General features: G+C 43.1%; 20 protein-coding genes and 1 pseudogene. 2 read left to right on the forward strand and 19 right to left on the reverse strand.

The window, feature by feature from the left end; genetic code table 11:
• Window positions 1-3: 3 nt before the first annotated feature.
• The 7 genes from iolC to eno all read right to left on the reverse strand — a co-directional run bounded on the left by iolC (window position 4) and on the right by eno (window position 7,862).
• On the reverse strand, window positions 4-1,038 hold the full coding sequence (iolC, locus tag CCC70_RS12250; RefSeq protein ID WP_173753283.1) for a 5-dehydro-2-deoxygluconokinase: 1,035 nt from the start codon (window positions 1,036-1,038) through the stop codon (window positions 4-6).
• A 410-nt stretch (window positions 1,039-1,448) separates the two neighbouring features.
• Entirely contained in the window at window positions 1,449-2,477 is a 1,029-nt protein-coding gene (locus CCC70_RS12255; protein WP_022426319.1) for a LacI family DNA-binding transcriptional regulator, read from the reverse strand.
• Between the two features lie 138 nt (window positions 2,478-2,615).
• Window positions 2,616-4,007 (reverse strand): nickel pincer cofactor biosynthesis protein LarC, encoded by a 1,392-nt coding sequence (gene larC, locus CCC70_RS12260; protein ID WP_287084947.1) that lies wholly within the window; start codon window positions 4,005-4,007, stop codon window positions 2,616-2,618.
• Window positions 4,008-4,751, reverse strand: a complete 744-nt coding sequence (gene larB / locus CCC70_RS12265; protein ID WP_287084948.1) for a nickel pincer cofactor biosynthesis protein LarB — start codon at window positions 4,749-4,751, stop codon at window positions 4,008-4,010.
• 149 nt (window positions 4,752-4,900) lie between these two features.
• Complete coding sequence (locus tag CCC70_RS12270) at window positions 4,901-5,638, reverse strand: ABC transporter ATP-binding protein (protein ID WP_092072899.1); 738 nt, start codon at window positions 5,636-5,638, stop codon at window positions 4,901-4,903.
• 12 nt (window positions 5,639-5,650) lie between these two features.
• Window positions 5,651-6,427 carry an ABC transporter permease gene (locus tag CCC70_RS12275; RefSeq protein WP_044961662.1) on the reverse strand — a complete coding sequence of 259 codons (777 nt, stop codon included), beginning with the start codon at window positions 6,425-6,427 and terminating at the stop codon, window positions 5,651-5,653.
• 139 nt (window positions 6,428-6,566) lie between these two features.
• Window positions 6,567-7,862: a phosphopyruvate hydratase gene (eno, locus tag CCC70_RS12280; protein WP_044961624.1), complete on the reverse strand. Its 1,296-nt coding sequence runs from the start codon at window positions 7,860-7,862 to the stop codon at window positions 6,567-6,569.
• A gap of 488 nt (window positions 7,863-8,350) precedes the next feature.
• On the opposite strand from eno, the gene CCC70_RS12285 reads away from it, so the two are divergent.
• On the forward strand, window positions 8,351-8,842 hold the full coding sequence (locus tag CCC70_RS12285) for a DUF2798 domain-containing protein (RefSeq protein WP_021651751.1): 492 nt from the start codon (window positions 8,351-8,353) through the stop codon (window positions 8,840-8,842).
• A 125-nt stretch (window positions 8,843-8,967) separates the two neighbouring features.
• Here CCC70_RS12285 and CCC70_RS12290 read toward each other — a convergent pair whose 3' ends face one another.
• Complete coding sequence (locus CCC70_RS12290) at window positions 8,968-10,299, reverse strand: MATE family efflux transporter (RefSeq protein ID WP_022426323.1); 1,332 nt, start codon at window positions 10,297-10,299, stop codon at window positions 8,968-8,970.
• A gap of 11 nt (window positions 10,300-10,310) precedes the next feature.
• On the reverse strand, window positions 10,311-11,300 hold the full coding sequence (locus CCC70_RS12295) for a guanosine polyphosphate pyrophosphohydrolase (protein ID WP_287084950.1): 990 nt from the start codon (window positions 11,298-11,300) through the stop codon (window positions 10,311-10,313).
• Window positions 11,301-11,592: 292 nt separating this feature from the next.
• On the opposite strand from CCC70_RS12295, the pseudogene CCC70_RS12300 reads away from it, so the two are divergent.
• Window positions 11,593-12,778 (forward strand): annotated as a pseudogene (locus CCC70_RS12300) (IS110 family transposase); the annotation flags it as partial.
• Between the two features lie 183 nt (window positions 12,779-12,961).
• Here the strand turns inward: CCC70_RS12300 and CCC70_RS12305 are convergent.
• The 10 genes from CCC70_RS12305 to CCC70_RS12350 all read right to left on the reverse strand — a co-directional run bounded on the left by CCC70_RS12305 (window position 12,962) and on the right by CCC70_RS12350 (window position 25,976).
• Complete coding sequence (locus CCC70_RS12305) at window positions 12,962-13,822, reverse strand: alpha/beta hydrolase (protein ID WP_015524395.1); 861 nt, start codon at window positions 13,820-13,822, stop codon at window positions 12,962-12,964.
• Window positions 13,823-14,164: 342 nt separating this feature from the next.
• The gene (gene gnpA / locus CCC70_RS12310; RefSeq protein ID WP_287084952.1) at window positions 14,165-16,327 is read right to left on the reverse strand and encodes a 1,3-beta-galactosyl-N-acetylhexosamine phosphorylase; all 2,163 of its coding nucleotides are present in this window, start codon (window positions 16,325-16,327) and stop codon (window positions 14,165-14,167) included.
• Between the two features lie 32 nt (window positions 16,328-16,359).
• The gene (locus CCC70_RS12315) at window positions 16,360-17,475 is read right to left on the reverse strand and encodes a phosphotransferase enzyme family protein (protein ID WP_015524392.1); all 1,116 of its coding nucleotides are present in this window, start codon (window positions 17,473-17,475) and stop codon (window positions 16,360-16,362) included.
• A gap of 89 nt (window positions 17,476-17,564) precedes the next feature.
• Window positions 17,565-19,589, reverse strand: coding sequence for a beta-galactosidase (locus CCC70_RS12320; RefSeq protein ID WP_287084954.1), 2,025 nt, complete (start codon window positions 19,587-19,589; stop codon window positions 17,565-17,567).
• A gap of 172 nt (window positions 19,590-19,761) precedes the next feature.
• Window positions 19,762-20,592, reverse strand: a complete 831-nt coding sequence (locus CCC70_RS12325) for a carbohydrate ABC transporter permease (RefSeq protein ID WP_021651760.1) — start codon at window positions 20,590-20,592, stop codon at window positions 19,762-19,764.
• A complete protein-coding gene (locus CCC70_RS12330) occupies window positions 20,585-21,484 on the reverse strand; it encodes a carbohydrate ABC transporter permease (RefSeq protein ID WP_022426329.1) in 900 nt (299 codons plus the stop codon). The genes CCC70_RS12325 and CCC70_RS12330 overlap by 8 nt, the downstream gene beginning before the upstream one ends.
• A 90-nt stretch (window positions 21,485-21,574) precedes the next feature.
• Window positions 21,575-22,864 carry an ABC transporter substrate-binding protein gene (locus CCC70_RS12335; RefSeq protein WP_118608895.1) on the reverse strand — a complete coding sequence of 430 codons (1,290 nt, stop codon included), beginning with the start codon at window positions 22,862-22,864 and terminating at the stop codon, window positions 21,575-21,577.
• Between the two features lie 318 nt (window positions 22,865-23,182).
• Window positions 23,183-23,695: a hypothetical protein gene (locus CCC70_RS12340; protein WP_118608894.1), complete on the reverse strand. Its 513-nt coding sequence runs from the start codon at window positions 23,693-23,695 to the stop codon at window positions 23,183-23,185.
• Between the two features lie 87 nt (window positions 23,696-23,782).
• Window positions 23,783-24,718 (reverse strand): helix-turn-helix domain-containing protein, encoded by a 936-nt coding sequence (locus CCC70_RS12345; protein ID WP_287084955.1) that lies wholly within the window; start codon window positions 24,716-24,718, stop codon window positions 23,783-23,785.
• A 157-nt stretch (window positions 24,719-24,875) separates the two neighbouring features.
• The gene (locus CCC70_RS12350; protein ID WP_287084956.1) at window positions 24,876-25,976 is read right to left on the reverse strand and encodes a glycerol dehydrogenase; all 1,101 of its coding nucleotides are present in this window, start codon (window positions 25,974-25,976) and stop codon (window positions 24,876-24,878) included.
• Window positions 25,977-26,076 lie beyond the last annotated feature (100 nt).

Raw genomic sequence — 26,076 nt, forward strand, 5'->3', positions numbered from 1 at the left:
TCTTTATACTCTTGCGATCATTTCGCCGAATTTTTCTTTTTCATCTTTAATGAATGCGTGAACTTCATCCGGTCCCGGAAGGGAATCGGAGCAGTTGTTGCTCTTAACCATCATGGATGCCTCAGCAGAACCAAACTCCAGGCAGTCAATGATCTCCCAACCCTGATACAGTCCATACAGGAATCCGGAGCCGTATCCGTCACCGCCGCCGAAGCCTTTTCTTGCCTCAACCGGGAATGGCTTGATGCTGAACTTCTGTCCGTCAACTGTGTAGGCTGTGGAACCCTTCATACCGTGTTTGATGACAACGATCTTTGCATTTTTTGCCTGCCAGTAAGCTGCACTCTCCTCATCAGTCATGCCTTCTTTGATCAGTTTCTCTGTAAGGTCAAACTCTTCTCTGGAGCCCATGATGATGTCAGCTTCCTTAGCTACGATGGAATAGTAGATGGAAATCTCATCTGCATTCTTCCAGTTGTACTCTCTGTAATCAATATCAAAAATGATCTTTGTGTTTACTTTCTTAGCAAGCATAACCGCTTTGATCGCTGCTTCTCTGGAAGGGCTCTCTGCGAGAGCAGTTCCGGAAATGAGGATCGCTTTTGCATTTTTGATATAATCCTCGTGGATGTCGTCTACATGAAGCTGCAGATCTGCGATACGGTTACGATACATGAGGATGCTGCTTTCCTTCGGAGAAAGCATCTCGGTAAAGGTAAGTCCCAGTTTCTCTCCGTTTGTGCACTTTGTGATCTGTGAGGTATCGATTCCTCTCTCATTGAAATAATCCACTACATACTCACCGAACTGATCGTCAGAAACCTTTCCGATGAATCCTGCTTTCAGGCCATGTTTGGTAACACCTACAGCGATGTTTGCAGGAGATCCTCCTACAAATTTCTCAAACATATGTACTTTCTTCAGGGGTTTGAACTCTTCTTTCACCTGATCGTTGTAAGCAGGGTTGAAATCAATGGCAACTCTTCCAAGGAGTACCAGGTCCATTGGTCTGGATTCATCAAATTCGATATACTTCATGATCTTACCTCCGTTTGTTTGATGGTTTATTTTTTACTTCTTTTTTATGTGCTTTTTTTACTTTGCGTGCTTTTTTCTTTTGTTTAGCGTGCTTTCTTGCGTGTTTCTTATGATGTTAATATAGCACTGTTTTACAATTTGGGCAAGTACTTCTTTTCATTTTTCTTTTTTTCAGTTATTCTATACAATTTTTGTAGTTTTGTTTTGTTCAAAGTAGCTATTATCTGCATGTGCATTTGCGTGTTGATATTTTTAGCACGCTATTAGCACGCAATCAAATGTATCCAGACAGTTGTTTTCTTGGAATCTATATTCCATATCGTAGTATCTTACAGATTTCCTGTAATATAAAAAAGCCTGCAGTTTTCATCCTGCAGACTATTTTATATGATACTTTGCACAATACATGTTCAAAGGTTATATTTTGTTTTGATCTTGATATCTGTAAAGAGATATTCTCTCTCCGGCTCCTGTCCTTTTGTCAGGATATCCGCCAGGATCCTTGGCGGTTCATACCCCTGGACATATCCATTCTGGTCGATCAGAAAATCCACATGATCATTCTTCAGTGCCCGTTCATTCTTCGGAGTCTGATCGTAGATCACAACGTAGGGCCTGCGGTCAAGTCTCAGCTTTTCAAATGCCTTACCCACTCCTGCCTGGCCTCCGGATACCACCAGGATCCCGCTGATCCCTGAAGTACTCATCATGGCATTTTCTATAATGTGCTCCACCTCAGCTGCTTCATCAAAGCTTCCGTGAACACCTGCGATCTCCAGATGAGGAAAAGCCCGCTTGGCTTCCTCCACAAAGCCATCCACTCGCTGATTATCAACATGATTGCTGAAATATCCGGTGATGATCAGGATCTTTCCATTTCCTCTTGTCAGCATTCCAAGAAGTCCGGCTGCGGTACGTCCGCTCTTGCGGTTATCCATTCCCACAAAACAGGTTCTTCTCGTTCCTACAATATCAGAGTTAAAGGTTACTACTGGGATATTCTTCTCTTCGATCAAAGCATTCAGTTTCTCCCGGACAGTCTCACTGTCTACCGGCATGATCGCAAGTCCCCGGATTCCTTCCTGTTCCAGTTCCTCAATGGCCTGCAGCTGTTCCTCTTCATCAACGGAAAGACCCTCTTTCAGGATCAGCTGGATCCCTTTTTCTTTCAGTTCCACGGCTGCCTTCTCAATACCACGATTTACTTCCTGCATAAAAGAAGATCTGGCAAGCTGTGTCACCACTCCGATCTTCAGTCTTTCATCTTTAGCTGTTCTGGAATGTTTCCGTTCTTTCTGTACATATCCCATCTCGTCCGCCAGACGGCAGATTCTCTCTGCCACCTCCGGATTGATCCGTCCTCTGTGGTTCAATGCTCTGTCCACGGTTCCCCTGGAAACCCCTGCCTGTTCTGCAATCTGCTGTATTGTTACCGCCATAAATCCTTCTCCTGCCTCTGCCTTACTGTGTCGTTGCCAACTGTTCCGTCCGGCAATAATCTTTCTATATACATTTATATAGTTTTTTCGAAAAGGTGTCAATATGTAAGTGCATTATACAAGGCAACCAACCCGATCTTATCCCCGCACAGCCATATGATATACTTCTTTATAAGAAATCCCTGTTTTTTCACAAAGTTTTTTTACGCTTTCGTATTCCGGATAATAATATTCCTGTCCGTCAAAAGTGCAGACCTTCACTTCTACATTTCCCAGCGGGGTTGTAACCGTTCTTTTCTCTCTTTTCAGAATGGTTCTCTCCATCTCCTGGCGACGGATCCCAATGGTTGTCGTTTCTCTGAAAATGATCTGCTCCATCGCTGAAACCTGTTCTTTTTTACATAGAACGGTAAGCAGCCATGCCGGACGGTTTTTCTTCATAAATACAGGCATGTAATTGGCCTCTCTGGCTCCTGCCTCATACAGAAGCTCCATAACATAGCCAAGCGTTTCTCCTGTACAGTCATCAATGTTAGATTCCAGCTTTATAATGGTGTCTATTTCCGTACAAGCATCATTGCCTGAAGCCTTCTCCCCGGATTCCCGGATCAGCATGGCACGGAGAATTCCCGGGCACTCATACTGGCGCTTGCCTGCTCCGATACCGATCTTCTCCACCGTAAAATCTTCAGGCAGTTTTTCTGATGTAAGGAATGCCGCCACAATAGCTGCTCCTGTAGGCGTTATCAGTTCACCCTGCACCGATGTGATATGCAGCTTCAGCTGATGAACACTTACAATATTACTTACCGCCGGTACCGGCACCGGAAGGATTCCGTGCTGACAACGAATCGTTCCGCTACCCTCACAAAGTCTTGGAACGATCACTTCCTCCACATCCAGATCATCCATACAGATTGCAACAGAAAGAATATCCACAATGGAATCCACTGCACCCACTTCATGGAAATGGACCTGATTCACCAGTACATTATGGGCTTTTGCTTCTGCCTCGGCAAGAATCTTAAAAATTCTTTTTCCATAGGATTTTGCACGATCTGTCATATCTGCATGGTCGATAATCTCCATGATCTCGTTAAGGCCACGGTGTTCATGGTGATGGTGTCCGTGGTGGGAATGCATCGTTTCTGTATATATATGACTGTTTCCATGGGTTTCCTGTACATGATGTTCATGAGAATGGGGATGCTCATGGGCTTCCAGGGCTTCATGACTATATTGATAATGATGTTCCTCATGATCCTGGCTGTGAGAATCTCCATCATGCCCATACAGATATTTCATATCATGATCATGATTCTCATGATCATGATCCAGTAGTACATCAAAATCACAGGCATCGATCCCTGATTTCATCACACGGCTGATCTTTATGTCGAAACCTTTTACCGGCAGACTTTTAAGAGTTCTCACCAGTTTTTTCTGATCTGCACCCAGATCCAGAAGAGCCGCAACTGTCATATCCCCGCTGATCCCGGAGGTACACTCCAGATATAATTTGTTTCTCATTTATTTTCCCTCCGCAAGGCGATTGATCTGGGTTGCCAGATATCCTGCCCCAAATCCGTTGTCAATATTCACTACTGCAATTCCGTTGGCACAGGAATTGATCATTGTCAGAAGCGCTGACAATCCATGAAAGCTGGCGCCATATCCCACAGAAGTAGGTACCGCGATCACCGGACGTTTCACAAGACCACCCATAACACTTGCCAGCGCACCCTCCATTCCTGCTACCGCAACCACACAGTTAGCCTCCTGTATGGTATCCAGCCTGGAAAAAAGTCTGTGCATACCACTGACTCCCACATCATAGATCCTCTCCACATGTGTGCCGAAATACTCTGCTGTCTGGGCAGCTTCCTCCGCAACAGAAATATCTGCTGTTCCGGCTGTACACACTGCCACCTTTCCGATATGCTCCTTCGCTTTTTCAATCTTCAAAATTCCGGAAACCGGGTCATAAACCACATCAGGAAGAACCTTTTTTACCAGTTCATACTGATGTTCTGACGCCCTTGTTCCAAAGACTTCTCCATCTTCCTCATAAAGCTTCTGATAGATATTCAAAAGATGTTCGTCTGCTTTTCTCGCACAGTAAACTACCTCCGCAAAACCGGTCCGCGCTTTTCGGGTAGTATCCAGCTTCGCATAATCCATTTCTTCATATCCCTCTTTTTTCAGAAGGTCCTCTGCATGTTCCACAGAGAGCTGGCCTTTTTTTACCTTTTCAAGGATCTGCTGTAAAGTCATCTTTTTTCCTCCCTGTTTTCTTCGTAATATAATAACACAATAGCCAGACATTTGCATCATTTCCGCAAATCGTCTGGCTATCTGCTATTCAAACCGTTCACTGTCCGGTTCTTTTTATTTATGCGACTGCCTGGGCCGCCTTCTGTTCTTTATCTGATCATCTCCGCATATTTGGCCGAGATCTCATCAATATCTCCATATGCGATCAGTTTTCCTTTTTCAAGTATCATTGCTTTATTGCACAGGCGCTGTACCTGTTCCAGAGAATGGGATACAAACAGTACCGTAACTCCCTTATCAAACATACTTAAGACTTTCTTTTCACTCTTTTTCCGGAATTTGGCATCTCCTACAGAAAGGACTTCATCAAGGATCAGGATATCCGGTGATACCAGTGTGGCAATGGAGAATCCAAGTCTTGCCTTCATACCTGAAGAATAATTCTTAATAGGGACATCGATAAATTCCTTCAGTTCAGAAAACTCAACGATCTCATCAAATTTCGATTCCAGAAACTTCTTGGAATATCCGAGCATCGCACCATACAGAAAAATATTCTCACGTCCTGTATACTGCGAATCAAAACCGGCTCCCAGTTCCAGAAGAGGGACCAGACGTCCGTTTCGGACCACCTTGCCTTCGGTAGGCTTGAATACACCGGCAATTACTTTGAGCAGAGTACTTTTTCCTGCTCCGTTAAGTCCCAGGATTCCTACACGGTCACCTTTTTTCACCTCAAAATCAACATTCTGAAGAGCCCAGAATTCATTATATTTAATTTCTTTTTTTAAAAATTTAATCACGTAATCCTTCAGGCTGTCTACCTTTTCTTTACTGAGATTAAACTTCATACTTACGTTATCTACAACTACTGCAGGTTTTTCCATATTTTTCTCCTGTTAAATATAAAGGATAAATTCATCCTGTTTCTTCTTGAAACAGAACATTCCGATGGCAATCGTCACAAGGCTGAATACCAGTGCGTATGCCGCATAATGAAGATTCATCGGCTCTCCGAACATTCCCGAACGAAAAACATCGATGGTACAGTACAGCGGATTATATTTCAGGATCCATGAAAAACCACTTTTCAGCAGTCTGGACGGATAATAAAAGATCGCACAGGTATACATGATCAGCATCAGTGCTACTGACCACAGATATTCCATATCTCTGAAAAAAACGCCAATCGTAGCAAGGATCATTCCACAACCATAAGACAACAGAAATACCAGGATCAGCGCGATCGGGATCTGGAGCATATAAAGTGTCGGCTCCACACCAAGTACTGCTCCTACCGGAACCAGCACGATCAGTGAGATCAGGAAGATCACATAGTTAAAAAGTACACTTGACAGCGGATAGAGATATTTTGGCACATAAACTTTCTTGATCATTGCCGAATTCGCTCTTACTGATTTCAATGCCGCTTTTGTGGCACTGGAATAGAATGTGTACAAAAGACGTCCTGTCAGGATATATACAGGAAATGTCCGATCCTTGTTTCCAAACAGGGTACCGAATACGATCGTCAGTACGATCATGGTAAGCAACGGCTCAAGAAGAGACCAGATGATACCAAGATAGGAACGTCTGTACTTCAGTTTGATTCCTTTTTTTACAAGCTCTCCCAGAAGAAACCTGTAACGCATAAAAGTATTTACGTATTCTTTCATAGCATCTCCAATATTCAATTTTATTTTTTCACACGGCTGTAAATCATAATATACTATTTTGAGAAATCTGGCAACCTTATTTTCGCCAAAAAAAGGCACGCCAAAGCGTACCTTTTTGAGAAATGTGTTAGTTATGATCTTATCTCTTGATATTGAATGCCCGGAATCCCGGATATACTGCTGCATCACCAAGCTCTTCCTCAATACGGAGAAGCTGATTATATTTTGCCACACGTTCGCTTCTGGAAGGAGCTCCTGTCTTGATCTGGCAGGTATTCAGTGCCACTGCAAGATCTGCAATGGTTGTATCCTCTGTCTCTCCGGAACGATGGGAAGAAATCGCTGTATAGCCAGCTTTATGTGCCATTTTGATGGCTTCCAGAGTCTCAGATACAGAACCGATCTGATTCAGTTTGATCAGAATAGAATTTCCGCAGCCAAGGCTGATACCTTTCTCAAGACGCTCTGTATTTGTAACAAACAGGTCATCACCTACAAGCTGTACTTTTCCTCCAAGTTCTTTTGTCATGATCTGCCAGCCTTCCCAGTCTTCCTCATCAAGGCCATCCTCAATAGAGTAGATCGGATATTTTTCGATCAGATTTTTCCAGTGATCAACAAGCTCCGCAGATGTAAATTTCTTTCCGCATTTCGGAAGAACATACTCCCCCTTTTTGTTTCCTTTCCACTCACTGGATGCAGCATCCATGGCAAGTACAAAATCCTTTCCAGGCTCATATCCTGCTTTTTTCACTGCTTCAAGGATGTACTCAATGGCTTCCTCATCGCTTCCAAGGTCTGGTGCAAAACCACCTTCATCTCCAACGCTTGTTGCAAGGCCTTTTTCTTTCAGAAGTGCAGCAAGAGCGTGGAATACCTCCGTACACCAGCGAAGTCCCTCTTTAAAGCTTGGTGCTCCTGCCGGCATGATCATGAATTCCTGAACATCAACGGTATTCGCAGCATGTGCACCACCGTTTAGGATATTCATCATCGGAACCGGAAGTCTGTTTCCGTTCACCCCACCAAGAAATCTGTAAAGGGGGATGTCAAGAGAAATCGCAGCCGCACGTGCGCACGCAATAGAAACCGCAAGAATGGCATTTGCGCCCAGTTTTGATTTGTCCTTTGTTCCATCTGCTTTGAGCATGGCAGCATCCACTGCATAAATATCAGATGCATCCATTCCTGCCAGCGCATCATTAATTACTGTATTGATATTTTCAATGGCCTTCGAAACACCTTTTCCTCCAAAACGGCTTTTATCCTGATCTCTCAGCTCAAGTGCTTCGAATTCTCCTGTGGACGCTCCGCTTGGTGCTGCTCCTCTTCCGACCGTTCCATCTGCCAGATAAACCTCTGCCTCTACGGTCGGATTTCCTCTTGAATCAATAATCTCTCTTCCAATGACCTTCTCAATCTCTAAATAATCCATTTGATATTTATCCTCCTGTCTGGTCTTTTCGCCCTGTCCGTAACTCCTGTTCAGGCCGCATTTTGTCAGGGGATACGGCCCGCCACAAATTTTACGCATTAGTTAGAATCCGCTAACCGTTTACAAGTTTACTATATCTAACTTTAACGGTCAAGAGGAGTTATTGCCATTTTTTTCTCAATTACTCTTCTGATATTTCTATGTTTTTTCAGAACATTCCGCAGGATGTTGCGAATTTTACTTATTGACAAGGCTTTGCTGCTTATGATATCATAATCGCCGGTATCAAGCGGATATTCGTAAACCGCTCTGCTGCCTGTTTACAGCCAAATAACTGCTTCGCAGTTTGATCTGGTCAAAAAACCGAATATGGTTTATGACAAAATCCTGTCATATATTGGAAACGCACATTCTCCTGAATGATTAACGAACAACACATGCTCTGAGGTTTTACATTATCACTTAATCATTTTAAAGGAGGATTTTTTATGCCAAAAAACAAATTTCAGGAAGTTATCTTTACCCTTATCATGGTATTTTTCATGGTTTACGCCATGATTTGCTACAACATTTCCCTGAACACAGGGAGTATGACAAACCGCGTGTTCCTTGACGCTTTTCATGAACTGGTGATCATGGGACCGATCGCATTTATCCTTGACTTCTTTATTGTATCCAAGCTTGCTTTTGGTTGTGCAATGCGCATGGTAGATTTCAAAAGCTGTCATCCCTTCAGCAAGATCCTTGCGATCTCCGTTCCTTCCGTTGCTTTCATGTGCCCATTAATGAGTCTTGCCGCAACCATTCTCTTTAAGGATGCAGGAAATCAGTTCGTAGCTGTATGGCTTCAGACAACCGCATTCAACTTCCCGATGGCATTCTTCTGGCAGCTGATCTATGCAGGTCCGATCGTACGTTTTATTTTCAGACATATCTTTCCTGAAAAGGAAAACGTAAAAGAAGCGACAGCAACTATGTAAAATTAAAAAAAGCACATTGCTATGGTTGAACCACCCCAAAAGTCATACTTTCCGGTGGCGGCTCATTCCATACAATGTGCTTTTTATTTTTCACGCGAATCTTTCTCATCGGATCTTCGAATCTCTCAGACTGTTTTCTTTAATTCAGGCATCTTAAGTATCTTCACGATCAGCGGGATCACCATAATGACCCAGACTATCGGTTCTGCTACGATCACGCCGGTATATCCGAGAAGTGGCACCAGAGTCACCGCGATCACTACTTTTCCGATCATCTCCAGCGCACTGGAAACCAGAGGGATCACCGTTTCTCCAAGGCCCTGCATAGCATTTCTGAGGACACTGATCACAGCCGTTACGAAATAAAAGATCGTATCAAATTTAAGATAATTGGCGGCATTGCGGATCACCGTTTCATTATGGCTTCCTGTGACCAGATAGATCAGCTGTTTTCCAATGGTAAAACTGAAGATCACAGTCATCACGGACCAGATACAGGTATACAGAACTGCAAGACCGATTCCATGGCGTACCCGGTCCATCCTCCCTGCACCTGCGTTCTGGCCGCAGAAGATCGCCATGGTCTGGCCGAACACGCCAAACATGATCATAAACATCTCTGTGATCTTACGAGCTGCTGTATGTGCCACAATGATATCTCTTCCCAGCCGATTGATGGAGGTCTGAAGTGCCAGTGTACCAAGATTTACAAGAGAGCTTACAAGTCCCATAGAAAGTCCGGCACTCAGCATATTTTTCATCATATTTCTTTCGAGACCGAAAAAATCCTCTTTTTTCAGCCGTAGGATCTCATACCTGCGGATCATGTAAAACCAGCATATCAGAAATGCCAGCGTCTGTGAAAGTACCGTGGCAACGGCCGCTCCCTGAACTCCTGCTTTTACTACCAGAATAAAAAACAGATCTCCTGCGATATTTAAAGTTACAGACACCGCCAGGATCACAAGAGGCGTCACCGTATCCCCAAGTGCACGCAGAGATGCCGCGCAGGTATCATAAAGAAACGTTGCCAGCATACCTGCGATAATAATAAAGATATACTGCCTGGCAGTTCCCGTCAAATGATCCGGAACATTCAGGAACCTCAGGATCGGATGCAGAAACAAAAGTCCCAAAACAGTCAGGATCAGAGAAATCACGCTGCCCATTACAAGAGACAGCGCAAAAGATTTTCGTACTTCTTCCCGGTTTCCGGCACCGAATTTCTGTGCGGTGACAATGGCAAATCCATTTGCAAGGCCCATCAGAAAACCGATGATCAGCCCGCTTAAAGGACTGGTGGCCCCTACTGCCGCCAGCGCATCTTCTTTAAGAAAGCTTCCCACGATCCGGGTATCTGCCAGGCTGTACGTCAGCTGCAAGAGATTTCCCAGAAATACAGGAAGCGCAAAGGACAGGATCAATGTGGAAGGCTTCCCTTTTGTCAAGTCTTTCATGTCATCCTCCCTCAGTCAACGATATCATTCTGAAAACGAGAAAGATGCTCATAAGGAAGGATCATCCTTCCGCGGAACAGTCCGCAGCCATCATTGATCAGGCTGTTGTTTACCGCACCAAACATATTAACGTCCAGCGCAGCAAGATCCAGTCCAAGAAGTCGCATACCCCGCTCATAAGCCTCATCAAAATAGATACATTCCCCCTGGGGAATCGCGTCCCTTCTCCTGCGTTCACTTTCCTGTTTTTTCTCATAGCTTAAATGGTTGGCGGAACCAATCTCCGCAACATCATCCATATCTTTAGTCCGCAGCTGTACTTCCATATAGCTTCGGGAACTGTTATCATAAAATGTAATGTGCAGAGACTGATAATCATCCTCACTGTTGTTACAGATGTAATCCCTATAGTAAGGCTTTGCTTCCTTGCTGAGCAGTGGCGATGTACTTTCCTGCACTCCTCTGGCCGGCTCTGCGGTAAATCCTCTTTCTTCCAGAAATCCCGGAAGTATATTGGCAATCTCATAAAGATAACGAAGCTCTTCTTCTCTGACATTCTCACCATTTTTCAGATGACATCTGGGCATGGCGATAACGATCCTGTAAGCAATAAAATCGCGGAAACAGCTTAACCGTTCCTTGATCTGGGATACGGAAGGATATTCCCCATATTCTTTATAGTAGTCATAAATAAATTCTACTACATATCCGTTAAATTTTTCCTCCGCACGGATCAGGGATTTGATTCTTCCCTTGAAGGTAAACGCCAGAAACGGATATTCCCCTGCCATATATTTATAAAATTCCCGGATCCTCTGAGACTGGGCAGTGAGGAAATCATTATGCTCCAGAAGCTCCTGGATCTGGATCAAAAAATTACAGTGTACCAGATCGATCTCATTGTGTTTTTCCTTCGCCTCTGTCCTAAGATCCCGAATGTATTTCTTCAGTATCCGGAGAAGAGTATCTCCGGAATACAGATAATCGTTTAATGTTATCATTTGTGTTTCTCTTTTCTACTACAATATATTTATGGTTAATATCCCTTACAGCCAGTAAGGAATTATCCATCTTGTTGCTTAAGCTGTATAATGGTGGAGCAATTGGTATATCGGCTTCCTTTCTTGGACTTCGCGTCCGTAAAATAGACTGATAACCAGCTCCTCATTCGCAGCGTTCGTTTTATGCAGTTGAATCGTCGTAGGCGCATTCGTGTCACACCACAGTAGATTGAATAGCAATGAGTAAAACTGGCACTTATCCATTGCAATAATCTTAAGGAGTGACAAATTTATGAACGCAGTAGGTATCGATGTTTCTAAGGGTAAAAGTATGGTTGCTATCATGCGGCCTTTCGGTGAAATTGTTTCCACCCCCTTTGAAATCAAACACACAACCAGTGACATTAATTCACTTGTAGAACTCATCAACTCTGTTGAAGGTGAGTCACGAATCGTGATGGAACATACAGGACGTTACTACGAAGTCCTTGCCCATCAGCTTTCAGAGGCTAACCTTTTCGTCAGTACCATTAACCCCAAACTTATCAAGGATTTTGATAATGATTCCCTTCGTAAAGTCAAATCTGATAAAGCGGATGCCGTTAAGATTGCACGCTATGCACTTGACAAATGGCAAAATCTTAAACAGTATAGTGTTATGGATGAATTACGCAATCAGCTTAAAACCATGAACCGTCAGTTTGGCTTCTACATGAAGCATAAAACAGCCATGAAGAATAATCTTATCAGCATCCTTGACCAAACCTATCCTGGTGTTAATACTTACTTTGACAGTCCTGCACGCAATGACGGCAGCCAGAAATGGGTTGATTTTGCATCTACATACTGGCATGTGGACTGTGTCCGTAAAATGTCCCTGAATGCCTTTATTGACCATTATCAAAACTGGTGCAAACGCAAGAAGTACAACTTCAGTCAGTCAAAAGCTGAAGAAATCTATGGAAAAGCAAAGGAACTTGTTCCTGTACTTCCAAAGGATGCCCTTACAAAGCTTATTATCAAGCAAGCTGTAGACCAGCTTAATAGTGCCTCTACAACTGTTGAGTCACTACGCACTCTCATGAATGAAACTGCATCCAAACTCCCGGAATATCCTGTCGTTATGGCTATGAAAGGTGTTGGAACTTCTCTTGGTCCTCAGTTGATGGCTGAGATCGGAGATGTTTCCCGTTTCACTCACAAAAGTGCTATTACTGCATTTGCCGGTGTAGATCCCGGTGTTAATGAATCTGGAACCTATGAACGAAAAAGTGTTCCTACCTCAAAACGAGGTTCCGCTGATCTAAGAAAGGCTTTATTTCAGGTATGGATGTCCTAATTAACGCATCCTCAAGATGATCTTTTATCAGTTCTTAGATAAGAAACGGACTCAAGGCAAGCCTTACTATGTCTATATGACTGCAGTGCAACAATCTAAGAACTACTACGGACGAGTGAAAGAATATCTTTCATCTCTTTCAGAATCTAATTATCATAATATTTTCAGACCAGCACTGGTGTGGTGGCCTTATTTTGATACCCTTTTCAACCTGTATAAATTTTCATGTTTTTCATTTGCTTGCTTTTTATTTGCAGCTATTTTTTTTTCAGGATCACATATTTACAACAACTGCTGGACGATCTGTGCTCCTGTCTTTTATTTATTTCAGTTTTTCATGGAAAAACTCTGCGATCCGGTTCCACACCTCATCCTGGAAAAACTGGATATCTGCATGGTCTGCACCATCCAGTGTCAGCAAAGTGACATCACAGTCTTTTTTCTCCAGAAGTCCGTATAAAGTTTCCGACTGAACATAAGGAACGACCTGATCGCAGTTGCCATGGATGATCAGAAATGGCGGTGCATCCTTCGTAACCTTGGAAACCGGACTGCTCTGGTATGCCTTTTCTTTATTTAACATGGAATTAAATCCAAGCAGAAGGGATTCTGCGGAAGAAGCACATTTTTCTGCAGATTCACATGGAAATGCGGAAAGATCCGTAGGCGGATACCATGGGCAGGCAGCCTGTACCTTACTGGATTCTTCCAGATACTCTCCCACATCCAGAGCCGGATCATTGTCCAGCGCAGCCATACAGGTAAGATATCCTCCGGCAGACTCTCCCATAACTCCTATCTGCTCTTTGTTGATGCGGAACCGGTCTGCATGGGCTTTCAGATAACGGATAGCTGCCTTTACATCCTGCAGCGGCATGGGATACGGGCCCTGATTGGAAGTACGATACTCCACACTTGCCACTACAAAGCCACTGGATGCCAGTCTGCTCAGATAAAGATTATGTGCGGATTTATCCATCATCAGCCATGCGCCTCCGCAGATCCAGAGGATGCAGGGATAGATTTTTCCATCTTTTGTTTCCGGGTAGATTATATCCAGTTTCAGATCCCGCCTGCAATGTCCGAACCAGGAATCCACCTGTGCGTAAGTAATATCATTTACTGTAATATACTGAGGCTTCTCTACTGAAAGCTTCAGTGTCTTTTTTTCTGCTTTTATCATAATCTATCTACCTCTTTTCTTCTGATCATTTTAGTTTGTCTTTGAAATATTTTTCTTCTATTTTATCACAATACTGCTTTTTCTGCTTTTATTTTTCGGAGAAAAAGCACTCTTTTTCTGCAAAACAGGGTTTTGATCTTTTTGTTCATAAAGCTCTCCTCTTTATAAGCAAAATTGTTTGTCAACAATAATAAAAAGCTGTTATAATAGATTTTCTCTATTGTAACAGCTTTGTTTTCCTACTTTTGGAATGGATTTATTATATTATAAGTTTTTTTCTCTGTCAACGCCCTCAGACAATTTCACAGCTTTTCTTTATCAGTAAACCTGTATCCTGCTTTCTCAGATCTGATACCAGCGGATCTCATTAGCTTCCAGATGAAGGTCAAAGCTCCGTCCGTCCCCTGTGTAAACGGTGGTATCCTGTGGCTCATAGGTGTTGTTTACCACACAGTATTTCTTATTTTTCACATAAGCATGTACTTCCACATTATAATTGGAAGAAAACCAACGGTGAAGCTCACCTTCCGCTGCCGCTGACCAGAGTACGGCTCTGTAAAGAATACGGCTGTTGCAAAAGCTGTATGGAAGTCCGCTGATATAAACGCCCCGGCCTTTTCCGAAGGTTTTTACTGCCATCTGGACTTCCTGATCTTTCTGGATAAGGATCTTCGTATCCGGAAGTGCGAAGATATTCTTTTTCCCCTCACCGAAATCTACGGTTTCGTCTGTATCCTCCAGGATAAAATGCTCTTTATGCTCTTCCCAGTTGTATTTATCTGTATTAAGATTAAATCCTCTTTCTTCCTCTACACCAAGAATATCATCCAGCTGGAAGAATTTTCCCTGCCACTGATGAGCCGCTGGCTCGCCCACTCCAATGAATCCGCCTCCATTATAGACAAATTTCCGCACAGCTGTAAGAATCTTCGGATCTGCCCAGTTCTCGCCACCGGACTGCGCAGTGTCCGCATCACCTACATTGATGATCACATCAAAATCATTCAGCAGATCTTTATCCTGACGGATGTCATCAAAGCTGATAAAGGACACATCAAAAGGCGCACCACTTAATGCCTCGATGATTCCGAAATAGGAATAATTCTGCTTGTAATAGATGGCATGATGTACCATATGGTTTCCCCAGGAGCGCATTTTTCCCCAGCAATTTAAAACAGCCACACGTTTTACGCAGTACGGTGTGGTTCCCTGGATATTGTCGTAGAGCACACGGAATTCCTGGCAGACTTCCTTGATATACTGTACAAAATCCGGAAATTCCAGAGCCAGCTTCAGATAACCGCCGTATCCAATTCTCTGGATCGGACTTCGAAGGATAGCTCTTCTTGCAGTCACCCAGTTTACTTTTGCCTCTTTTACAGGATCTCCGCCCTCATGGAAGGTGTCCGGGAAAAAGTACGGCAGAAATCTTCCCTCTGTATATTTTACATGTTTAATATCACTGAACAAACGTAAGGTCGCTCCGTTTCCGACGCTTCCCACTACCGCATCCAGCCCGATGGAAGCAAACTCATCCATAAAGGGCTCCATACCGATCCAGTGATCGCCCATGAACATCATGGCCTCTTTTCCGTATTCATGGACAATGTCTACCATTTCCTTTGCAAGCTTCGCCACTTCCCGTCTCTGGAAAGCCTGGAAATCTTTAAATTCTTTCGACGGGATCCGATAAGTGTTGTTCATATATCCCTGATCAATGATAAACTCCGGGCGGAACTTATATCCCACTTCCTGCTCAAACTGTTCCAGGATATAGGGACTCACCGAAGCGGAATATCCGAACCAGTCTACATATTTTTCCCGTGCCATCTCATCAAAGATCAGTGTGAACTGGTGAAAAAAGGTAGTAAATCGTACTACATTCACATAATCATGGGAATCCAGAAATCTGCGGAGGCGATCCATGGAATGTGCACGTGTTGCGGGCTGACGCACATCAAAAGTGATCTGAGGCTCTACATCCTTCCAGTCATTGACAACTGCATTGTACATATGTACCGGATCCCACATGATATATGCAAGAAAACTTACCGTATACTCATGAAACTCTTTCGCCGGCCTGATCACAACATTTCCGTTTTTTTCATCGTATGACCATTCCTCTGTACTGACAGCTTCCCCTGTAGTCCGGTCAATGACTTCCCACCATCTTCTGATATCATCTCTTGTATTCACCGCCAGCATATCCGGATACAGATGATCCATCAGATGGATTTCCAGAGTATCCGACACTGCCGTGTGAAAGGATGTCATGATATACATCTGCTGGATTTCTTCCGGATGGGCCTTTGCCCAGGCATTATCCTTTCTGGTGGTATAATAAGTTGCATAAATCTTTGCGCCGGTTTTCTTCAACTCTGCCGGAAATTCCGTTCCGTCACAGTCACGGATGGCATCTGCACCCCACTCGTCCAGCATTTTCAGTGTCTCCGGAATCACATCCAGATCTGTCGGAATAGTCACTCTTCCTTTTGTTTCGCTCATCGCTTTACCTCCATTGTAAAAACCCCTGTTTTTTATTTCTGATATTTTTTCACGATCGTCTGCATAGTATCCCATTTCTGTTCCATATCTGCCACCAGCTTAAACTGTGTGCGGCAGCGGTCCAGATTATGTTCTTCCCGGTCGATCTTAAAATAATGATCTCCTTCCAGATAATCGGTAAGAAAGCGAATGCCGCATTCATAAGTCATCACCTTAGCTCCCATGGGAAGCATCTCGATCTCTTTTGCACTGAGCTTATCTCCACAGCTTTCCAGAAAGCCTTTTACATAGATTTCATAGAGCTCCATATCACAGGAAACTTTGCTTAAATCTTTCTCATCCTCCAATGCAGTGCTGGCCCCGAAACGAATGGAATCTCCAAAATCATTCATGGCAAGTCCCGGCATAACCGTGTCCAGGTCCACTACACAGATTCCTCTTCCTGTTTCCAGGTCGATCATAACGTTATTCAGCTTCGTATCGTTGTGTGTTACCCGAAGGGGCACCTCACCTTTTGCCAGAAGCTCACCGAATACATTTGCCAGATACTCATGCTGAAACGCAAATGCGATCTCTTCTTTTACGGATGCGGCACGATGGCGGCTGTCCTTCTCTATGGCATTTTTCAAAGTCTGAAAACGTTTCTTTGTATCATGGAAATCCTTTATCGTTTCATGCAGGGTCTCTGCCGGGTAATCTGCCAGCATTTCCTGGAATTTTCCAAATGCAACTGCACTTTCATAAAAATCCTCCGGTTTTTCCGCCAGATCATAGCTTACTGCATCGGTAATAAAAATATAAGCTCTCCAGCATTCTCCGTTTTCATCTGTCAGGAATGCCTTCCCGTCCTTTGTCGGAATCAGGTTCAGAACCTCCCGTTCCGGATCTCCCCCCTTCTGAAGAACTTTCTTTTTCAGATGCCCGGTAACTCCGGCAATGTTCTCCATCAGTTCTTCCGGTTTCTGAAAGATCTCCCGATTGATCTTCTGAAGGATCACCTTAATGGACCCCATCTCTCCGATCCGATATCTAAGCATATAGGTTTCGTTGATATGCCCGCTTCCGCAGGGGCCGCAGGAAACCAGTTCTCCGGTAAATGCAAACTGATCCGCTATTCTTTTTATCTCTTCTTTTGGTGTACCTGCCATTTTACCTTCTCTTTCCCAGACAGCAGTAAAAAGCATACCGTCCGAAAACAAATATACTTTATACTTTTGCTGTGATTTTTTTACTTTGATTATTTTTTCCGCTTTAAGATCCTGGTGGCAAGCGGAGCAATATTTTCATCTGTTGATCCGTAGAGAACTTCGTAATCCCCCGAGACAGAAACTGTTTCTGTCTTTTCTCCGAAATTCTGGATAAACAGATATTCCGTATCCTCATTTTCTCTGGTTGTCACAGAAATACCTTCCGGTATAAATGCAAGCGGCATCTTCACACCTGCTTCCTCTGCTGCCCTTCCCAGAAAGTCCTCATAAAAGGCTGCTTCCATATCTGCCGCCACATAATAAACATGGCCCTTTCCGTATTTCTTGTGAGTCAGTACCGGATACCCCTGATAGAAATCCCTTCCATAACGCAGCAGTACTTCCGCATCGGAAACCTTTGCAAGCTCACAGAGATTTTTGCAGGTATAGCTTTCTGTAATTCTGAGATGATTTCCTGTTTCCGGGATACCTACGTTTTCTTCCCAGTCATAAAGTGCATCGATCTCTTCCGTACGGATACCAGCTGCTTCCATCAGTCCGTGAGGGGTTCCCTCCAGATAGCATTTATCTGTTTCATCTACAAGTCCGGACCAGTAGGAAATTACCAAAGTACCACCGTTTTTTGCAAAAGTGCGAAGCTTTTCGGCATATCCATGATAAAACATGTAGGCCATCGGTGCCGTTACCAAACGGTACCGGGACAGCTCATGTTCCATATTGATGATATCTGTATTATAGCCTTTTCTTCGGAGAGCACGATACTGTTTCAGTACAGTTTCCTGATAATGCATATCCTCGTTTCGAGGTCCCTGCGCATCCTTCAGCGCCCAGTCATTTTCCCGGTCATAGAGAACAGCCACCGGAGACTTCGTCACGCTTCCAGCAGTTTCCCGGATCTGCTCCAACGCTTCTCCTACCTCTGTCACTTCGCGGAAAATACGAGTATCATCCCCACCGTAGTGATCGATCACCGCACCATGGAATTTCTCAGAGGCTCCCTGGCTCTGACGAAGCTGGAAATACAGAACACTGTCTGAACCATGAGCAACTGCCTGCAGAGAGGCAGCCAGATGTATTCCTGGTTTTTTCAGCTTGTTGATAGGCTTCCAGTTGGTCGCAGAGGGACAGGATTCCATCAGAAGAAACGGTGCTTTCTTGATGCTTCGCATAAGATCATGCTGCATGGCTCCGTCCAACGCTGTGGTATAATTGTCTTTTTTATGCCAGCTTGGATAATTATCCCAGGATGCAATATCCATAACATCCTTAAATTTTTTATAGTCCAGTCCGTTGTAGTCATACATCAGATTGGCAGTTGCCGGAAGCTCGGAACCACCTGCACGGATCGCAGAAATCTCATGCTTCATAAAATCCACAGTCCTGTCTGTAACAAAACGTTTCCAGTCCAAGGTAAGTGCATGAAGAGCATTTTCCCCCTTTGGCGAAGGACTTTCGATCTGATCAAAGCTGTTATAGGTATGGCTCCAAAACGTTGTGCACCAGCTGGAATTTAAATTTTCGATGGTCCCGTATTTTTCTTTCAGCCATTCCCGGAATTTTTCCCGGCACAGAGGACAGTGGCATTCTCCGCCATATTCATTGGAAATATGCCACAAAAGCACTGCGGGATGTTTTCCGAAACGTTCAGAAAGCTTCTTATTAATATTGTAAACTTTTTCCCTGTATACTGGAGAAGTATAACAGTGATTATGTCTTCCACCGAAAAATCTTCTTGTGCGATCCGGATCCATGCGAAGAACTTCTTCATATTTATCTGCCATCCATTTCGGTCTTGCTCCGGATGGTGTGGAAAGTATCGTATAAATTCCTTCTTTATACAGATTATCGATCACTTCTTCCAGCCAGTCAAAGTTATATCTTCCCTCTTCCGGCTCCAGCACTGCCCAGGAAAACATTCCCATGGAAACGGTATTGATATGGGCTTTTTTGAAATATTCGATATCTTTTTTCAGAATATCCGGTCTGTCCAGCCACTGCTCAGGGTTGTAATCGCCGCCGTGCAGATAATGGTCATATCTGATCTGCTCTGCCATTTTTTTATCTCCTTATGATTTGATTCGCATCAAGCGGACAAAAGCATCCGCTTTGCTACGAAGCTTTATACCAGACAACTGCTCTGGTCAAGAAAAGGATCCTGCATAATTCAGTTAAAGCATATTATACAATATACCTAAAGATTTCAGCAGCATCCTTTTTGTTTTAAAATTATTTTACAGCTCCAGTAATACCCTCTGCGAACTGTTTCTGTAATACGAAGAATACGATCATGGTCGGAATGGAACAGAATAATACGCCGCACATCAGCATGCCGTAATCCGTTACATATCCTGTGATCAGATTGGCGATCAACATCGGCATGGTCATCGCCTTATTATCTGTCATGATTACCTTCGGCCACAGATAGGAATTCCATGCATTCATAAATGTGATAACTGCTGCCGCCGCATAAGTAGATTTCATAGTCGGGATAAACATCTGGAAAAAGATCCTTACCTCGCTTAATCCGTCAATCCGTGCTGCCTCAATGATATCGATAGGAAATGCTCTGGCATTCTGACGGAACATCATGATCATAAATGGTGTGGAAATGATCGGAAGGATAAAACCTACCGCTGTATTTAAGAGTCCGGCTTTTGAAAACATCTTAAATAAAGGAACCATCGTTGCAACCTGCGGAACCATCATTGCAAGAAGCAGGGTGGAAAACAGTCTGTCTTTCCATCTGTCATGATATACCTCAAAGCCATAACCTGCGATAGAACAGATCAGAAGGCAGATCACTGTAGTAAGAACTGCATAAAACAGAGAGTTTCCAAGAGCTCTCCACAGCGGCTGCTGTGCAGTCAGGTTTTTAAAGTTCTGCATAAAATATGTACCCGGAAGGATACGGCCTCTGGATACATCTGTGGATGTATTGGTTGCCGCAGAGATCATCCAATACAGTGGAAATACAGAGATAAATGATACGATGATCAGAAAAATATATGTAGGGATCAATCTTCTCTGAATTGCGGATTTATTCTTTTTCTCAGTCACGTGTATCACCTACTTTCAAATTGATAAAGGCCAGGATCGCTACCATGATAAATATGATAAATGACATTGCTGCCGCATATCCGAAGTTTGGCACGTTGATGAAGCATGTATTATAAACATAATGGGACATTGTGATGGTTGAGTTCGCCGGGCCACCTTTTGTCAGGTTGACAGACTCATCAAACAACTGCAGTGTACCATTGATCGACATAATAAATGTCATGATAATTGTCGGTTTCAGAAGTGGTACGGTAATTTTCCAGAAGGTCTTCCAGCCATTGGCACCATCGATCTTTGCTGCCTCGTATACAGAATATTCAATATTCTGAAGACCTGCCAGATAGAACACCATGTTATATCCTGTCCATCTCCAGATCAGTGCGATGATGATCACGATCTTTGCACTTGTGGAGTTACCCAGGAAGTTATAGCCAGTTGTTAAAATTCCAAGTTTGATCAGGATGCTGTTGATCAGACCGTCTGTTGCAAACATAGAACGGAAGATCAGAGAATAAGATACAAGAGATGTTGCACATGGAAGAAATACACATGTACGGAAAAAGCCTTTAAATTTCAGATCCTTGTTATTCAGAAGCTGTGCAAGCAGGATCGCAAGGACCAGCATGATCGGTACCTGAATAATAAGATACAGGAAAGTATTGACGATGGACTGCTGGAATACCTTATCCATCATGATACGTTTATAGTTACTGAAGATCGGATCCGCAAACCTCATGTTTGCTCCGGCACCTGTCTGTAAAGAAATGATAAATGCACGGATCATCGGATAAAAACTCATGACAGCGATCATGATCGTTGCCGGTGCCAGAAAGATCCAGCCTGCCGCTCTCTGTTTCGCTACCAGAGACATGCCACTTTTTTTGGAATTCACAGGAACTCCTCCTTTCAAACATCTAAACCTTTACATAAGACAAGGGACTGCATGCAGTCCCCTGCTTTGTATTTCTTTAATATTTCAGCTTTACTCTGTCATCTTGAATGCCAGTGTATCCTGTGCTTCCTGAAGTGCAGATTCTTTGTCTGTGCCATTTACGATATTAACAACAGCTGTGTTGATGCACTCTCTTGCCTCATAGTGGTACGGAGTTTTTGTAAATTCCGGAATGTGTGAAGAGTACTCTACAATTGTTGAGAAGATCGGCTGGTTATTGAAGAACTCGCTTGGCTCATTGTAAACCTCAGACTCACCAGCCGGCAGGTAGCAGGAAATTGCACCTGTTTCCGGAAGGATTGCATCATAGAAGTCTGTGCTGGAACCAAATGTGCTTGCAAGGAAGTCCTCAGCAAGCTCTACATTCTTGCAGTTGGATGTAATGTACCAGGAAGATCCGCCATTGTTTGCATAGTTTGTAGCTGTATCAACGCCGTCAACCTTCGGCATTGTTGTGATCTGCCACAGACCCTTCTGATCCTCTGTTCCCATCAGTGTAGCTGTGATCCAGTTACCGTTAACGATACCGGCAGCCTCTCCGCCTGTGATTGTGGAGATGTACTCATCCCAGTTATTTACTAATTTAACAACATTGTTCTTTACAAGATCCACATAAAGATCTACGCATTTCTCTGCTACATCGTTGCCAACGATATAAGCCTCTCCGTCATCATTTACGAAGTTTGCTCCACAGGACTGGATCATCATCATCAGAGTATCGCCACCTGTTGCTTCACTTGTAAGGAGATATTTACCTGTTTTTTCGTGAACGTCTTTTCCGATCTCCATGAATTTGCTCCATGTGATATCTGTAAGATCATCAATGGTATATCCTGCTTCTTCCAGGATATCTGTACGATAGCAGGCAATTGTTGCACCGTTATCAAACGGAACTCCGTAATGTGTGTCATCTACCATGGAGTAGGACTGTTTCAGTTTTCCGAAATCATCCCAGTTGATATCCATATCCTTCAGATCTGTAAAAGCATCCGGATAACTCTTCAGATATTTCTGATAGCTGTTGTCCTGCATCAGAACGATGTCCGGAAGTGTGCTGTAATCTCCGGCGTTTGCTGCTGTTGTAAGTTTGGTCTGGCAGTCATCAGAAGATGTCTCAACTACATCAACCTTGAATCCTTCGTGATCCTTTGCATACTGCTCACCTGCAATATTCATAGCCTTGATGTTGAAGTTCTGATCCCATGCCCATACAGTCAGGGTGTTATCGTCATCACCTTTTGCATATACTGCTGTAGTAGTTGCAGCAAAAGACATTGCCATGATACCTGTCATTAATACTGCGAGTAATTTTTTCTTCATTTACTTTTCCTCCTTTATTAAGCATTTCCCGTTTGCTTATGAATAAATTATAGCATCCGTATTTCCTCTATAGTTTGCAGAATTGTTCATATAATGTGCAATTTCAACCATTTTATTGATTGTGCACTATTATCCAGCTATATTTTTACAAAAATATGCACTTTGAGGATTTTCTCTTTTTACGTTCGTCAAAATTTCAAAAAAAGCCTCCTTTTTCGACATTATGCAAACATTTTTCGTCAAAAAAGAAGACTTTTGTTTCTATTTCATAAAATTTCATATTGTTTTTTATACATGTTTCACAAGCATTTCTACATATTATGCAAAATAAACCCTTTCAGGGAACTGTGTTTTCATCGTATGCAGCATTTCCTCTGTCAGATCCAGAAGAAGTTTTATTTTACGTCCATCTTCCTGAATGATCATGGTATAGTAAGGCACATCATCTTCATAAGAGGTATAATCGTATTTTTTCAGTTTCTCCGTTCCGGTATTCTTTTTATATTTTGCCACTTTTTCATGATAGTGAGGTGCTGTCACTTCCATCTCCTCAAGATTCAGCACGTGAGCTGTTTTACGATATTTTTTTCCATAGATCACATCTATGGTCAGTTGTCCGTTTTCCATGGTATATTCATAGTCTCTCTGGCTGAATATGTCATAAACAAAATATAGCAGCGCCAGAAGAAATCCCGGAAGCATAAATGCCTGAGAGATCGTGATACCCATCAGTACAAAAATCACCGCAAAGATCACCATTACTTTTCTGAGAGTTCCTGACATATGTTTCTTTTTTCTGGAGACCTGCTCCACAATCCTGTAATCGTACATTTCTTACCTCTTTCTATCCGCCTGATCCACATACAGTCTGATATTTCTATTCTGTCGTGACAGATCCACAGATCTGGTTTTGTTGTTTTACCAGCCTTCCTCTGAATGGATGTCAAACTTAAGAAGCTGCTGTTCATAGTTCTCCGGACGTTTTCTCCACTCCAGAGGTGTCATTCCCGTAACCTGACGAAAATTCCGGTTAAATGTGGAATTGGTGGTAAAACCACACTTATGTGCTATATCTGCAATTGGCTGATCTGTTTTTTTCAGATAATCACAGGCCGCCTGGATACGGATCGTATTGATGTATTCCAGCGGGCTCATCTTCATATAAGTCGTAAATATCCGGCGCAAATGAGTTTCACTGATATGACAGTATTCTGCCAGTTCGTCAATACGAAGATCCTCCATATAATGATCAGAAATATATTCCTGGAACCTGGAGATCATATCCATGACTTTTCCTCTGCCTTCGCTGTAACGTTCTTCGCCTGAATCCCGGTTTATCCTTGCGATTTCCACAAGAAGCGATGCCAAAACTCCCTTAGCTTCTTCCAGATAAAATTCCTCTCCATCCCGCATGATATCCAGAATCTTAAGGATCTTACCTGCCATGGATCGGTTTTCTTTTTCATTCAGAAAAAGTGATCTGGAGTTGATCCGCTGAACGATTTTTTCTTTTTTTACTGAATTATTAATAAATTTATCCAGGAATCCTTCTACATCAATAAAAAGATACTCCCAGCGGCTGATAGTTCCAATATCACTGTTTGTGGTATGTGGATAATTGAATGGGATCACCGTAAAATCCCGGTCATGAAACTGTACCTTATCCTCTCCAAGTATCATAAATCCCTGTCCTTCATAGCAGAATCCGATTTCCAGATAATTATGAAAATGGAGATAATCGATATCGTTCCCATAATTCTGAACCCACTTCTGTCCAAGCAATGCAAGGATGGGGCTCCCCTCCGGCATCTTATAATATCGAAGCTCCATTTTGGGTTTTCGTTTTTTTGCCACAGATATTCCTCCGTATGTTTTCTGTTCCAATATTTACTGATCTTTCTGTTATATTACAGCCATACATAAAAAAAAGCAACCTGCAGGATAACAATACTTGATAACTCTTGTTTCTGCAGATTGCAATTTTTATATCAGCTATTTACTTTTTATCTGTTTATTCCTCATCCAGGTAATATCTTCCATATGCATCTGCCGCTTTGATTGCTGCAAATACAGTTTCCGGTGTAACTTCAAATGGCATGTTGTGAAGTGTATCATTCTCCGCACATGCAGTTCTGGCAACTTCCATAAGCTGCTCATCCGTTACCTTCCCAGCTCCAAGCTCTGCCAGAGTAACAGGAAGTCCTACTTCAATGCACCATAAGATGATCTCTTCCAGATCTTCCTGAGGAATATTCTCCAGTACCAGCTGTGTGATGGTTCCGAATGCGACTTTTTCTCCATGATACATATGATGGCATTCTTCCAGTACAGTAAATCCGTTATGGATCGCATGTGCACCTGCAAGTCCTGCACTTTCAAAACCAATTCCAGAAAGAAGTGTATTAGCCTCAATCACTTTCTCAACTGCCGGTGTGCATACTCCTGCTTCCAGAGCTATCTTAGCTTTTACACCCTCATCCATCAAGGTATTAAAGCAAAGTTCAGCCAGTGCCATGGCAGCCTCTGTTGTCTTACCTCCCGCACAGGAAGTCGCTCCGCTTCTCTTGCATGCCCTTGCCTCAAAATATGTTGCCAGTGCATCTCCCATACCAGCCACAGTAAGACGAACCGGTGATTTGGCGATGATATCTGTATCCATCAGAACAAGATTCGGATTCGCCGGAAGAAACAGATATTTTTCAAAAACTCCTTCTTCTGTATAAATAACAGACAAAGCACTGCAAGGGGCATCTGTAGATGCGATCGTCGGACAGATAAATACCGGTGTTCCCGCATAGTATGCAACTGCCTTCGCTGTATCAAAGATCTTTCCTCCACCAATACCAATGGTAAGATCACACTGCTCATCTTTTACGATCTTTACCAGACGATCAATCTCACTGTTACAGCATTCTCCGTTAAAATAATCAAAAACCACCTCACAGGTACTCTCAGCAAAGCTCTCTTCGATCGTTTTACCGATTCTTTTATATCCGCCTTTACTGATCAGAACCAACGCTTTTTTTCCGCTCTTTGCAGCATAAGTTCCAAGATTCTTCATTTCTCCCGCACCCTGTAAATATTTGGACGGACTGATTAAAATTTTCGCCATTTTATACTTCCTTTCTTTGTTTTCAGAAGTCAGCCTCCGCATCCGGCTTTTGTATTTATATTATAATTGCTGTATTTTTTTATTGCAAGGAGTATTTGAG

This window comes from Blautia sp. LMAG:89 (assembly GCF_008679485.1).
Lineage (GTDB): Bacteria > Bacillota > Clostridia > Lachnospirales > Lachnospiraceae > Blautia_A > Blautia_A fusiformis.